This window comes from Streptomyces sp. NPDC059443 (assembly GCF_042750105.1).
Classification (GTDB): domain Bacteria; phylum Actinomycetota; class Actinomycetes; order Streptomycetales; family Streptomycetaceae; genus Streptomyces.
Genome location: NZ_JBHYVM010000008.1, coordinates 77,642 through 89,725 on the forward strand (window position 1 = coordinate 77,642; position 12,084 = coordinate 89,725).

Consider the following 12,084-nt stretch of genomic DNA (forward strand, 5'->3'; position numbering starts at 1 on the left):
TCGTGACGCGTGAGGGTCAGGTCCTCGCGGCCTGTGCGGTGAGAGCCGTGAGCGCGTTGTGTGTGTGGAGGGGCCCGCCGTGCGGATTCGCGCGGCGGGCCCCTTCGCGTTCAGGTTCCGGTGTGGGTGCCGGTTACAGCGTGCCCAGCTTGATGATCGACAGCAGTGCGATCAGCTGGATCGCCGACGCGCCCAGGGCCTTCGGCCACGGAAGGTCGTGCGATTTGCCGACCAGCGAGGTGAAGAGCGCGCCGGCCGCCACCCAGGTGGCCCAGCCCAGCACCTGCACGAACATGTTGTCCCCGCCCAGGAACATCGCGAAGAGCAGGCGCGGGGCGTCCGTGAGGGTCATGACCAGCATCGACAGGCCCACGGTGGGCTGCCAGGCCCCGTCGCCGCCCAGCTGGCGGGCCAGGGTGTGCGTGACGGCGCCGAGGATCAGGCCGCAGGCCACGAAGGCCACGCCCGCCGACAGCACGATCGGGACCGCGTTCGCGAGGGTCGCGTTGATGACGTCCTTGCGGGCGCCGTCGAGGCCGAAGACCGCGAGCAGGCCGTAGAGGAAGGTCACGGTCAGCGCCGGGCCCCAGACGGCGTAGTCGCGCATCTGCAGGAACGTCGCCCCGGGCCGCATCACGATGCCGCGGAGCAGTTCCTTCCACGGCAGCCGCGGGCCCGTGGGGGCGGCGGACTGCGCGGCGCCCGCCTGGTAGGTCCCGCCCTGGCTGTACGGGTACGGGTCCTCGCCGATCGCGAAGGCCTGGGTGTACCCCGGAGCGTCACCCGGGTACGAGCCCTGCCCCGGTCCCGGCCCCTGGCCCGCGGGCGCGCCGGGGCCGCCGTGCGGGTCGTAGTACTCGGGCTCGCCGTGGCCCCCGGTGGCCTGCTGCGGCCACTGCTGCGGGGCGTAGGGCTGCTGGCCGTACGGTGCGGGGGCCTGCGGCGCCTGGTGGGGCGCGGCCTGCTGCTGACCGTACGGCTGCTGCCGCGGGGGTTGTTGCGGGGTGCGGTTGTTGTCCCGGCCGCGTCCGATCCTGAATCCAGCCACGTGATCGAAAGTACCCGCTCCGGCGGGGCCCGGTGGCCGGGCCGCCGGAAACAGCCCCCTTTGCGGCTGGACTGTGACATCCCCTAGGGGGCGGTCGGGGGCGGTCTCAGGGGGCCTCTCGGGGGCGTCTCAGGGGGCGTCTCGGGGTGGGTTACGTGGCCGCGCGCCAGTCTGCGGGACTCCGTTACATCGCCGATGGAATACGGACATACCGGACCCGTAGCTTCGTTGGTGTCGCCGCCGCGAACGAGTAACGACGAGCACGAGAAGAGCCCTCCCCATGCGCAGCCCCCGCCGCCGCACCACCCTCCGTACCGCCGCCGTCGTAGCCGGCGCGGCCGCCGTCCTGGCCCTCCCCGTAGGGTCCGCCTTCGCGGACTCCCCGGCCGTCCCGGAGCCGCAGGTCCTGCCCGGGATCGACCAGCAGCAGCCGGGCACGGGTCCGCAGGATCCGCAGGTGGACCCCAAGGTGGACCCGCAGGTGGATCCGAGCGTCCCGCCGACGACCCCGCCGACCACTCCGACGGCCGAGCCGACCACCCCGGCCGTCAAGCCGGCGGGCCGGGCGTTCGTCACCACCGTGAAGCTGCCCGACGGCTCGGTCGCCAAGGTCTACAAGGTCGCCGACGACTGGTTCGAGGCCGACCTCTTCGCGGGCGGCGTCAAGCTGGACACCCTGGTCAGCAAGGGCGGCGCGGCGGCCTACAGCCAGAACAACGGCCTGCACGTGGTCCTCCAGCCGAACGGCACCGTGACCTCCTGGGTCGAGGGCGCGCAGAAGCCGAAGCCGGTCGAGAAGCCGAAGCCCGTGGAGAAGCCGAAGCCGGCCCGGAAGGTGGAGAGCTCGGTACGGGTCACCATGCCCGACGGGCGGATCGCGAAGCTGACCGACGGTCCGCGCGGCAAGCGCGCCGAAATCTCCATGCCGAACGGGAACCTCCTCGGCACGCTCGACCTGAAGCACCCGAGCGCGATGAACGACGGCTGGACCTACAAGCTGGTCCAGGACGGCAAGCGCGTGAAGTTCGTCGTCATCGACGGCAAGAACGGCGGGAACAGCTGGGTCTACGACTTCTCCAGCGGCAAGTTGATCGAGAAGTACGAGGTCGCCAAGGGCGGCGGTACGAAGCCGGTCGCCCCCGCGAAGAAGACGGACACCGTGAAGACGGCGGAGCGGGTCGTCCCGAAGGGCGGCGTGAAGGCCGGTGCGGAGGGCGTGACGCCGGCGTCGGCGGACGCCGATGCCCCGCTGCTGCTGGCCGCCGGCGGGGGCATGGCCGCGGTGGGCGCGGCGGGCCTCGGCTTCGCGATGCTGCGTCGCAGCCGGAGCGAGCGGTCCTGACCTCCGTGACCAGGGTCGGCTGACCCCGGACGCGGGAACGGCCCGCCCCTGGATGGGGGCGGGCCGTTCCGGTGCGTGCGTGGACTACTTGGCCTCGGCCTCGGGCTCCGGCTTCGCCGGGACCTCCGCCTCGGGCTCGGCCTCGGCTTCGGCAGCGACCTCCGCCGCGGGCTCCTCGGCCTCGGCCTCGGCCGGAGCCTCGGCAGCCTTCGCCTCGGCGGCATCCGCAGCGGCCTTCGCGTCAGCCTCAGCCTCAGCCTTCGCCTCGGCCTCAGCAGCGGCCTTCGCGTCAGCCTCGGCCTTCGCCTTCGCTTCGGCCTCGGCAGCAGCCTTCGCCTCAGCCTCCGCGGCGGCAACCGCGGCAGCCTCCGCCTCGGCCAGGGCGGCCGCCTCGGCCTCCGGCAGCTTCACCGACTCCAGCAGCAGCTGCGCCACGTCCACCACCGTGACGTGTTCCTGCGCCTGGCCCTCGTTCTTCTTGCCGTTCACCGAGTCGGTCAGCATCACCAGGCAGAACGGGCAGGCCGTCGAAACGATGTCGGGGTTGAGCGACAGGGCTTCGTCGACGCGCTCGTTGTTGATGCGCTTGCCGATCCGCTCCTCCATCCACATCCGCGCGCCACCGGCGCCACAGCAGAAGCCCCGCTCCTTGTGGCGGTGCATCTCCTGCTGCCGCAGGCCCGGCACGGCCGACATGATCTCGCGCGGCGGCGTGTAGACCTTGTTGTGACGACCCAGGTAGCACGGGTCGTGGTACGTGATCAGTCCGTCGACCGGGGTCACCGGCGTGAGGCGGCCCTCGTCGATCAGGTGCTGGAGCAGCTGCGTGTGGTGGATGACCTCGTACTCGCCGCCCAGCTGCGGGTACTCGTTCGCGATGGTGTTGAAGCAGTGCGGGCAGGTGGAGACGATCCGCTTGGCCGACTTCGGCTTCTTCGTCTCCGGGTCCTCGTCGTCCTCGCCGAACGCCATGTTCAGCATGGCCACGTTCTCCTGGGCCAGCTGCTGGAACAGCGGCTCGTTGCCCAGGCGGCGCGGGGAGTCACCCGTGCACTTCTCGTCGCCGCCCATGATCGCGAACTTGACGCCCGCGATGTTGAGCAGCTCCGCGAAGGCCTTGGTGGTCTTCTTGGCCCGGTCCTCCAGCGCGCCGGCGCAGCCGACCCAGTAGAGGTAGTCGAACTCGGAGAGGTCCTCCGCGTCCTTCCCGATGATCGGGACCTCGAAGTCCACCTCCTTGGTCCACTCGACGCGCTGCTTCTTCGCCAGGCCCCAGGGGTTGCCCTTCTTCTCCAGGTTCTTGAGCATCGTGCCCGCCTCGGACGGGAACGCGCTCTCGATCATCACCTGGTAGCGGCGCATGTCGACGATGTGGTCGATGTGCTCGATGTCGACCGGGCACTGCTCGACGCACGCACCGCAGCTCGTGCAGGACCACAGGACGTCGGGGTCGATGACCCCGTTCTCCTCGGCGGTGCCGATCAGCGGCCGCTCGGCCTCGGCGAGGGCCGACGCGGGCACGTTCGCCAGCTGCTCCGGCGTGGCCTTCTCGTTGCCCTCCATGTCCTTGCCGCCGCCCGCGAGCAGGTACGGGGCCTTGGCGTGCGCGTGGTCGCGCAGCGACATGATCAGGAGCTTGGGGGAGAGGGGCTTGCCGGTGTTCCAGGCCGGGCACTGCGACTGGCAGCGACCGCACTCCGTACACGTGGAGAAGTCGAGGATGCCCTTCCACGAGAACTGCTCGACCTGCGAGACGCCGAAGACGTCGTCCTCGCCCGGGTCCTCGAAATCGATGACCTTGCCGCCGCTGGTCATGGGCTGCAGGGCGCCGAGGGCCGTGGAGCCGTCCGCGTTGCGCTTGAACCAGATGTTAGGGAAGCCGAGGAAGCGGTGCCAGGCGACACCCATGTTGGTGTTCAGCGACACGACGATCATCCAGATCAGCGAGACGCCGATCTTGACCATCGCGGTGAAGTAGATCGCGTTCTGCAGCACGCCGAACGAGAGGCTCTTGAAGGCCAGCACCAGCGGGTACGAGACGAAGTACGCCGGCTCGTACGAGTCCACGTGGTGGATCGCGCCTTCGAGACCGCGCAGGGTCAGGATGGCGAGGCCGATCGTCAGGATGACGTACTCGACGAAGTACGCCTGCCAGGCCTTCGAGCCCGCGAAGCGCGACTTGCGGCCGGCCCGCGAGGGCAGCGACGCGAGGCGGATCCCCATCAGGACGACGATGCCGAGGACCGTCATCAGGCCGATGAACTCGATGTAGAGCTCGAACGGCAGGAACTCGCCGATGATCGGGAGCGTCCAGTCGGCCTTGAAGAGCTGCCCGTACGCCTGGACCAGGGTGGGCGGCAGGGTCAGGAAGCCGATCGCGACGAACCAGTGCGCGAAGCCGACGAGGCCCCAGCGGTTCATCCGGCTGTGGCCGAGGAACTCCCGGACCAGGGTGAGCGTTCGTGCCTTCGGATCGTCCGTACGGCTGCCTGCCGGTACGGGCTGTCCGAGCTTCACGAAGCGGTAGATCTGCGCCACGGCTCGGGCGAGCAGCGCGACGCCGACCACGGTCAGGACCAGCGACACGATGATCGCGGCGAGTTGCATGGAGGGGCTCCTCGGGCGGCACTTACTAAGCGGTAACTTATCCAGTCAAGGCTTGAGGTTACCCAGTCCCGACGCCGCAATGTAGCCGAGCGTGCGGTGATCTGCGTCGCTCAGGGTCGCCTGCTCAGGGCCGCCTGTGCCGCCAGGCCGCCCGCGGGGTCTGAGCGAGGATCGCCAGATCCATCCCCAGCCAGTGGTTCTCCACGTAGTGCCGGTCCAGCAGGTCCATCTCCTCCCACGGCAGGTCCGAACGCGCACCCACCTGCCACAGCCCGGTCATCCCGGGCCGTACGAGGAGCCGGTCGCTCCGGCCGGGCCTGCCGGCTCCGTGGAACGGCGGCTCCGGGCGCGGCCCGACCAGCGACATCTCCCCCCGCACCACGTTCAGCAGCTGCGGCAGCCCGTCCAGCGCGCACCGCTCCAGCGCCGCCCCGGCCCGGCCCTTGCCGACGCGGAACCGCCAGGCCCCGTACGCCCGGCCGCCGGCTCCGGCCGCGGGCTCCCGTACGAGGACCCCCGCGCCCTGGGCCGCGTACAGCAGCCCGGCGACCAGCAGCAGCGGTACGAGGAGCACCCCGATCAGGAGCGCCGCCCCGAGGAGGTCGAGGACCCGCTTGGCCGATGGCCTGGCCGGCCGTAGCTCTGGCCGTGCGGGGAGGCGTAGCAGCAGAGGCATACCGGCACCGTGCCGGACGCCTCCGGCGGTGCTGCGGTGCCGCGCGGCGGCTGTGCCCCGTTCGGGTGCGGCGCCGTTGCTGGGGCTCCGCCCCAGGCCCCGCGCCTCAAACGCCGGCGGGGCTGGATTTGGCTGATGCCGCCCGCCAAGGCTGGAACGGTTGCGCGTAAGCGCAGCCTAAAGGTTGAGCCCCCTAGGCTCAGCTCTGTTGACGCACGCGCCGCCGTGGTGCATTCTTGAGTCTGTTCCACTCAAGTCAGCTGGAGGAATCAAAATGGCACGTGCGGTCGGCATCGACCTGGGCACCACTAACTCCGTCGTCAGCGTTCTGGAAGGCGGCGAGCCCACCGTCATCACCAACGCCGAGGGCGCCAGGACCACGCCGTCCGTCGTCGCCTTCGCCAAGAACGGCGAGGTCCTCGTCGGCGAGGTGGCCAAGCGCCAGGCGGTCACGAACGTGGACCGGACCATCCGCTCCGTCAAGCGCCACATGGGCACTGACTGGAAGATCAACCTGGATGGCAAGGACTTCAACCCGCAGCAGATGAGCGCCTTCATCCTGCAGAAGCTGAAGCGCGACGCCGAGGCGTACCTGGGCGAGAAGGTCACGGACGCGGTCATCACCGTCCCGGCCTACTTCAACGACTCCGAGCGTCAGGCGACGAAGGAGGCCGGTGAGATCGCGGGCCTCAACGTCCTGCGCATCGTCAACGAGCCGACCGCCGCCGCCCTGGCCTACGGTCTCGACAAGGACGACCAGACCATTCTCGTCTTCGACCTCGGTGGCGGCACCTTCGACGTGTCGCTCCTTGAGATCGGCGACGGCGTCGTCGAGGTCAAGGCCACCAACGGTGACAACCACCTCGGTGGCGACGACTGGGACCAGCGCGTCGTCGACTACCTGGTGAAGCAGTTCCAGAACGGCCACGGCGTCGACCTGTCCAAGGACAAGATGGCGCTCCAGCGTCTGCGCGAGGCCGCCGAGAAGGCGAAGATCGAGCTGTCCTCCTCCACGGAGACCTCGATCAACCTGCCCTACATCACGGCTTCCGCCGAGGGCCCGCTGCACCTGGACGAGAAGCTCACCCGCGCCCAGTTCCAGCAGCTGACCGCGGACCTGCTCGACCGCTGCAAGAACCCGTTCCACAACGTCATCAAGGACGCCGGCATCCAGCTGTCCGAGATCGACCACGTGGTCCTGGTCGGCGGCTCCACCCGCATGCCGGCCGTCGCCGAGCTCGTCAAGGAGCTCACCGGCGGTCAGGACGCCAACAAGGGCGTCAACCCGGACGAGGTCGTCGCCCTCGGCGCGACCCTCCAGGCGGGCGTTCTCAAGGGTGAGGTCAAGGACGTCCTGCTCCTCGACGTGACCCCGCTGTCCCTCGGTATCGAAACCAAGGGCGGCATCATGACCAAGCTCATCGAGCGCAACACCACGATCCCGACCAAGCGGTCCGAGATCTTCACGACGGCCGAGGACAACCAGCCGTCCGTGCAGATCCAGGTCTACCAGGGCGAGCGCGAGATCGCGGCGTACAACAAGAAGCTCGGCATGTTCGAGCTGACCGGCCTGCCGCCGGCCCCCCGTGGCATCCCGCAGATCGAGGTCTCCTTCGACATCGACGCGAACGGCATCATGCACGTCACGGCCAAGGACCTCGGCACGGGCAAGGAGCAGAAGATGACCGTCACCGGCGGCTCTTCGCTCGCCAAGGACGAGGTCGACCGCATGCGCCAGGAGGCGGAGCAGTACGCGGACGAGGACTCCCGTCGCAAGGAGGCGGCCGAGTCCCGCAACCAGGGCGAGCAGCTCGTCTACCAGACGGAGAAGTTCGTCAAGGACAACGAGGACAAGGTCCCGGCCGAGGTCAAGGACGAGGTCGAGGCCTCCATCGCCGAGCTGAAGGAGAAGCTCAAGGGCGAGGACACCGCCGAGATCCGCACCGCGACCGAGAAGCTCGCCGCCGTCAGCCAGAAGCTCGGCCAGGCGATCTACGCCGACGCCCAGGCCGCCCAGGGTGCCGCCGGTGCCGCGGGCGCCGAGGGTGCTCACCAGGCCAAGGCCGACGACGACGTCGTCGACGCCGAGATCGTCGACGACGAGAAGCCGAAGGGCGGCGCTGCCTGATGTCGGAGGAGACCCCGGGCTTCGAAGAGAAGCCCGAAGTCCCCACCGGCGCAGGCGCGGAAGACGCAGCCGCCGAGCCGAAGACCGCTGGTTCCTCCAAGGAGGAGCCGGCGGCCCCGGCCGGGGACGCAGCAGCAGCGGCAGCCGCGGACGTGGCCCTCCTGGCCCAGCTGGACCAGGCCCGTACGGCGCTCAACGAGCGCACCACGGACCTCCAGCGGCTCCAGGCGGAGTACCAGAACTACCGCCGCCGGGTGGAGCGGGACCGGATCGCCGTCAAGGAGATCGCGGTCGCGGCCCTCCTGACGGAGCTCCTCCCGACCCTGGACGACATCGGCCGGGCGCGGGAGCACGGCGAACTGGTCGGCGGCTTCAAGTCGGTGGCCGAATCGCTGGAGACCGCCGCGGCCAAGATGGGCCTGCAGCAGTTCGGCAAGGAGGGCGAGCCCTTCGACCCGACGATCCACGAGGCCCTGATGCACTCGTACGCGCCGGACGTCACGGAGGACACCTGCGTGGCGATCCTTCAGCCGGGGTACCGGATCGGCGAGCGTACGATCCGTCCCGCACGGGTCGCGGTGGCCGAGCCCCAGCCGGGCGCGGCGCCGAAGTCCGAGGCGGCGGAGGCCGACACGCCGTCGGACAAGGACGCGGATGCCCCCGAAAAGGGCTGACGCTGAACACGTAGTCACAGCAGAGGCAGCGCGAGAGGAGGGACACCGGGGATGAGCACGAAGGACTTCGTCGAGAAGGACTACTACAAGGTCCTCGGTGTCCCCAAGGACGCCACCGAGGCCGAGATCAAGAAGGCGTACCGGAAGCTCGCCCGCGAGTTCCACCCGGACGCCAACAAGGGCGACTCCTCGGCCGAGGAGCGCTTCAAGGAGATCTCCGAGGCGAACGACATCCTCGGGGACGCCAAGAAGCGCAAGGAGTACGACGAGGCCCGCGCCCTGTTCGGCAACGGAGGCTTCCGCCCCGGACCGGGCGGGGCCGGCGGCTCGTTCAACTTCGACCTCGGTGACCTCTTCGGAGGCCAGCAGCAGGGCGGCGCGGGCGGCGGCTTCGGCGGCGGTCTGGGCGACGTCTTCGGCGGCCTGTTCAACCGCGGCGGCGCCGGCCCGGGTGCGGGGACCCGTACCCAGCCGCGTCGCGGCCAGGACATCGAGTCGGAGGTCACCCTCTCCTTCACGGAGGCGGTGGACGGGGCCACGGTCCCGCTCCGGATGTCCTCGCAGTCGCCCTGCAAGGCCTGTTCGGGCACCGGCGACAAGAACGGCACGCCCCGTGTGTGCCCGACCTGCGTCGGCACCGGCCAGGTCTCCCGGGGCAGCGGCGGTGGTTTCTCGCTGACCGACCCCTGCGCGGACTGCAAGGGCCGCGGCCTGATCGCCGAGACCCCCTGCGACGTCTGCAAGGGCAGCGGCCGGGCCCGCAGCTCCCGGACCATGCAGGTCCGGATCCCGGCGGGGGTCTCCGACTCCCAGCGGATCCGGCTGCGCGGCAAGGGCGCTCCGGGCGAGCGCGGAGGCCCGTCCGGCGATCTGTACGTGGTCGTGCACGTCGACGGCCACCCGGTCTTCGGCCGCAGGGACGACAACCTCACGGTGACCGTTCCGGTGTCGTTCGCGGAGGCGGCCCTGGGCGCCGACATCAAGGTCCCGACCTTGAACGGTCCCTCGGTGACGCTGAAGCTGCCGCCGGGCACCCCCAACGGCCGTACGATGCGGGCCCGCGGCAAGGGAGCGGTCCGCAAGGACGGCACCCGCGGCGACCTGCTCGTCACGGTGGAGGTCGCGGTCCCGACCGAGCTGAACGACAAGGCCCGCGAGGCCTTGGAGTTGTACCGCGAGGCGATGGAGTCCGAGGACCCGCGCTCCGCGCTGTTCGAGTCCGCGAAGGGAGCATGACATGGACGGCCGCCGTAGGAGCCATTACCAGCTCACCGACGAGACCCCGGTCTACGTGATCTCGGTGGCCGCCCAGCTCTCGGGGCTGCATCCGCAGACCCTGCGCCAGTACGACCGCCTCGGCCTGGTCTCCCCGGACCGTACGGCCGGGCGCGGCCGGCGCTACTCGGCCCGCGACATCGAACTGCTCCGCACGGTGCAGGCGCTGTCCCAGGACGAGGGCATCAACCTGGCCGGCATCAAGCGGATCATCGAACTGGAGAACCAGGTCGCCGCGCTCCAGCAGCGCGTGGCCGAGCTCTCCAGCGCCGTCGACGGGGCCGCCGCCGTGCTCCAGCAGCGCGAGGCCCAGGTCCACGCCTCGTACCGGCGCGACCTGGTCCCGTACCAGCCGCCGGTCCCGGGCAACGCCCTGGTCGTCTGGCGCCCCAAGCGCCCGACGGACTGAGCGGAACGCGTAGCGGGGCCCGTAGCCCCGCCCGTACGCGCAGAGGCCCCGCCCGGACCCTTCTCGAAGGGCCCGGGCGGGGCCTCTGTGCGTCTCCGCCGGCCGCATCCGGCCGCAATCCCGGCCGTAGCCGTCAGCGCGGCTCCGTAAGCCCCCCGGCGTCCCCGGGACCCGAGTCGTGCAGGATGCCGGACTCGGCGATGAGGTAGCCCAGCTGGGCCCTGCTGCCGCTGCCCAGGGCGGTGGCCAGTTTCGCGATGTGCGCGCGGCAGGTGCGCACGTTCATGCCCAGGCGCCGGGCGATGGCCTCGTCGACGTGCCCCTCGATGAGGAGGTGGGCGATGGAGCGCTGCACTCCGGAGATCCCGTCCGGGCTGTGCGTGTACGTGACCTTGTCGTTCAGCGGTACGGCCCTGCGCCACAGCTGCTCGAAGACCTTGATGAGGTACTCGATCAGTCCCGGGTGCCGCAGTTCCAGGGCGACCCGCCGATCGTGGCTCGCGGGGATGAAAGCCACCGTGCGGTCGAAGATCATGAGACGCTCGATCAGTTCCTCCAGCGTGCGGATCTCCACCTTGCCCGTGGAGATCCTGTCCACGTAGGCGAGCGTGCCCTGGCTGTGCCGCACAGTGTGTTGGTAGAGCGTGCGGATCTTCACCCCGCGGTCGATCATCGGCGAGGCGCGCTCCAGGGACTGGCTGAGGCTGAACGTCGGCCGGGCGCCACCCGGTTGGACGGTCAGCGCCTCGGTGTGACACTCGGCGGTGGCCAGATCGATGGCGGCGTTGATCTGGTCGAATCCCTCCAGCACCGTGATGGCGTGGGTGTTGGCGGGGCTCTGGGCGCTGAGGGCGAGGAACGGCTCGAACGCGTCGGTGAGATCCACGGCGGTGCGCCTACGGTCCTGGATCTCTCGTTCGATCGGGTGAAGCCGTTGGGCGAGTGCGACGGACGGGGGAACCGCGCGCAGTTGGTTCGCGTCGTCCGGGTCGGGGCGCAGCAGGGCGAATTCGAGCAGGCAGGGGGCGTTCTTGACTTCACCGCGGGCGACGCGGCCGGTGCCCAGAGCCGCTGCGTAGAGTCGGGTTCCCTCGGCGCACATCTCCGTGACGGGGTGGTGATGTGTCGGGTTTGTTGTGCTTTGCGGCAAATCTCCACCCCCCAGGGTCCTGAACATGTAAGAACATGATGCATCGTCCCTGTGGCACTGACGTGCCTGAATGAGCCATCGTCTGTCAGTGCGGGGGAGAAGATTCCATCAAGTGAGGACGAAGCCGACCATGTATCAGAGAATGCTTCGCTCGGCGCTTGCCGTTGTTTTCTCCGTCGTCGCGATTTTTGGGGCAGTCGTCGCCGTCAATGGGGACACGGGAAGCGCTGATGTCAGTGCGGGTTCGCCCGCTGTGGTGAAGGTCGGGAACGACTTCGGCTGGGACACCATCCCTGCGCAGGTCTCCTGATGACCCCCGACGACCGCGGCTTCCGCCGTGAAATGGCATCGGCATACCGCTCCGGCTGGCAGTTCATCGATCTGACCAGTGCCATTCCTTATGCCGGCGATTCGTTGAAGGTCACCCTCTTCGGCCAGCCGATCGTCGTGGTGCGCGAGGAGGACGAGGACGTCCGCGCCTACCGGTGCCTGCGTCGCCCGCGAGGCGCGCCGCAGCCCGTGCGTTGCGAGGTCCGGTACGGCATGGTCTTCGTCAATCTGGATCAACGTGATCACCAGCTCTTCGAGCCCGAAACCACCGCCACCCCCCGCAGTGCCTGACGCGATTCCCCCGTCGTCACAGATCGCTCAGGCGCTACCCCCACACAGCGGCGGGGGGGGGGGGGGCCCGCTGGACCTCAACACCGATGGTCCGGGGGTGGTTGGTGGGGGGGTAGTATTTATGCCCAAAAAACCGCACAAACAAAAACACCCA

Annotated in this window: 10 protein-coding genes; 6 read left to right on the forward strand and 4 right to left on the reverse strand. The window is 69.7% G+C overall.

Going from position 1 to position 12,084, the window contains the following annotated elements:
• Window positions 1-133: 133 nt before the first annotated feature.
• A complete protein-coding gene (locus tag ACFXDJ_RS10380; RefSeq protein ID WP_384661615.1) occupies window positions 134-1,048 on the reverse strand; it encodes a YIP1 family protein in 915 nt (304 codons plus the stop codon).
• 280 nt (window positions 1,049-1,328) lie between these two features.
• Here ACFXDJ_RS10380 and ACFXDJ_RS10385 point away from each other — a divergent pair, with 280 nt between their 5' ends.
• Entirely contained in the window at window positions 1,329-2,390 is a 1,062-nt protein-coding gene (locus tag ACFXDJ_RS10385; RefSeq protein WP_384848800.1) for a hypothetical protein, read from the forward strand.
• Window positions 2,391-2,474: 84 nt separating this feature from the next.
• Here ACFXDJ_RS10385 and ACFXDJ_RS10390 read toward each other — a convergent pair whose 3' ends face one another.
• The gene (locus ACFXDJ_RS10390; protein ID WP_384848803.1) at window positions 2,475-4,997 is read right to left on the reverse strand and encodes a (Fe-S)-binding protein; all 2,523 of its coding nucleotides are present in this window, start codon (window positions 4,995-4,997) and stop codon (window positions 2,475-2,477) included.
• Between the two features lie 124 nt (window positions 4,998-5,121).
• Window positions 5,122-5,673 carry a sugar transferase gene (locus tag ACFXDJ_RS10395; protein WP_384848806.1) on the reverse strand — a complete coding sequence of 184 codons (552 nt, stop codon included), beginning with the start codon at window positions 5,671-5,673 and terminating at the stop codon, window positions 5,122-5,124.
• 274 nt (window positions 5,674-5,947) lie between these two features.
• Between ACFXDJ_RS10395 and dnaK the strand changes: the two genes are divergently transcribed.
• Genes dnaK through ACFXDJ_RS10415 form a run of 4 tightly spaced genes read left to right on the forward strand, consistent with a single transcriptional unit; the run spans window position 5,948 to window position 10,159 of the window.
• A complete protein-coding gene (dnaK, locus tag ACFXDJ_RS10400; RefSeq protein WP_384848809.1) occupies window positions 5,948-7,801 on the forward strand; it encodes a molecular chaperone DnaK in 1,854 nt (617 codons plus the stop codon).
• Window positions 7,801-8,475 carry a nucleotide exchange factor GrpE gene (grpE, locus tag ACFXDJ_RS10405; protein ID WP_384848812.1) on the forward strand — a complete coding sequence of 225 codons (675 nt, stop codon included), beginning with the start codon at window positions 7,801-7,803 and terminating at the stop codon, window positions 8,473-8,475. Before dnaK ends, grpE begins: the two co-directional genes overlap by 1 nt.
• A 51-nt stretch (window positions 8,476-8,526) precedes the next feature.
• The gene (gene dnaJ, locus ACFXDJ_RS10410; protein ID WP_384664063.1) at window positions 8,527-9,711 is read left to right on the forward strand and encodes a molecular chaperone DnaJ; all 1,185 of its coding nucleotides are present in this window, start codon (window positions 8,527-8,529) and stop codon (window positions 9,709-9,711) included.
• A gap of 1 nt (window position 9,712) precedes the next feature.
• Entirely contained in the window at window positions 9,713-10,159 is a 447-nt protein-coding gene (locus tag ACFXDJ_RS10415; protein WP_384664064.1) for a heat shock protein transcriptional repressor HspR, read from the forward strand.
• 133 nt (window positions 10,160-10,292) lie between these two features.
• Here ACFXDJ_RS10415 and ACFXDJ_RS10420 read toward each other — a convergent pair whose 3' ends face one another.
• Window positions 10,293-11,336, reverse strand: a complete 1,044-nt coding sequence (locus ACFXDJ_RS10420; RefSeq protein ID WP_384659877.1) for a helix-turn-helix transcriptional regulator — start codon at window positions 11,334-11,336, stop codon at window positions 10,293-10,295.
• Between the two features lie 282 nt (window positions 11,337-11,618).
• Between ACFXDJ_RS10420 and ACFXDJ_RS10425 the strand changes: the two genes are divergently transcribed.
• Entirely contained in the window at window positions 11,619-11,930 is a 312-nt protein-coding gene (locus ACFXDJ_RS10425; protein WP_330297668.1) for a (2Fe-2S)-binding protein, read from the forward strand.
• The last annotated feature ends 154 nt before the right edge of the window (window positions 11,931-12,084 follow it).

What these genes read in the sequence shown, in the direction of transcription:
- dnaJ (WP_384664063.1), top strand. Translation starts at nt 8,527, where the DNA reads ATGAGCACGAAGGACTTCGTCGAGAAGGACTACTACAAGGTCCTCGGT.
- ACFXDJ_RS10390 (WP_384848803.1), bottom strand. Translation starts at nt 4,997, where the DNA reads ATGCAACTCGCCGCGATCATCGTGTCGCTGGTCCTGACCGTGGTCGGC.
- grpE (WP_384848812.1), top strand. Translation starts at nt 7,801, where the DNA reads ATGTCGGAGGAGACCCCGGGCTTCGAAGAGAAGCCCGAAGTCCCCACC.
- dnaK (WP_384848809.1), top strand. Translation starts at nt 5,948, where the DNA reads ATGGCACGTGCGGTCGGCATCGACCTGGGCACCACTAACTCCGTCGTC.
- ACFXDJ_RS10420 (WP_384659877.1), bottom strand. Translation starts at nt 11,336, where the DNA reads ATGTTCAGGACCCTGGGGGGTGGAGATTTGCCGCAAAGCACAACAAAC.
- ACFXDJ_RS10425 (WP_330297668.1), top strand. Translation starts at nt 11,619, where the DNA reads ATGACCCCCGACGACCGCGGCTTCCGCCGTGAAATGGCATCGGCATAC.
- ACFXDJ_RS10385 (WP_384848800.1), top strand. Translation starts at nt 1,329, where the DNA reads ATGCGCAGCCCCCGCCGCCGCACCACCCTCCGTACCGCCGCCGTCGTA.
- ACFXDJ_RS10415 (WP_384664064.1), top strand. Translation starts at nt 9,713, where the DNA reads ATGGACGGCCGCCGTAGGAGCCATTACCAGCTCACCGACGAGACCCCG.
- ACFXDJ_RS10395 (WP_384848806.1), bottom strand. Translation starts at nt 5,673, where the DNA reads ATGCCTCTGCTGCTACGCCTCCCCGCACGGCCAGAGCTACGGCCGGCC.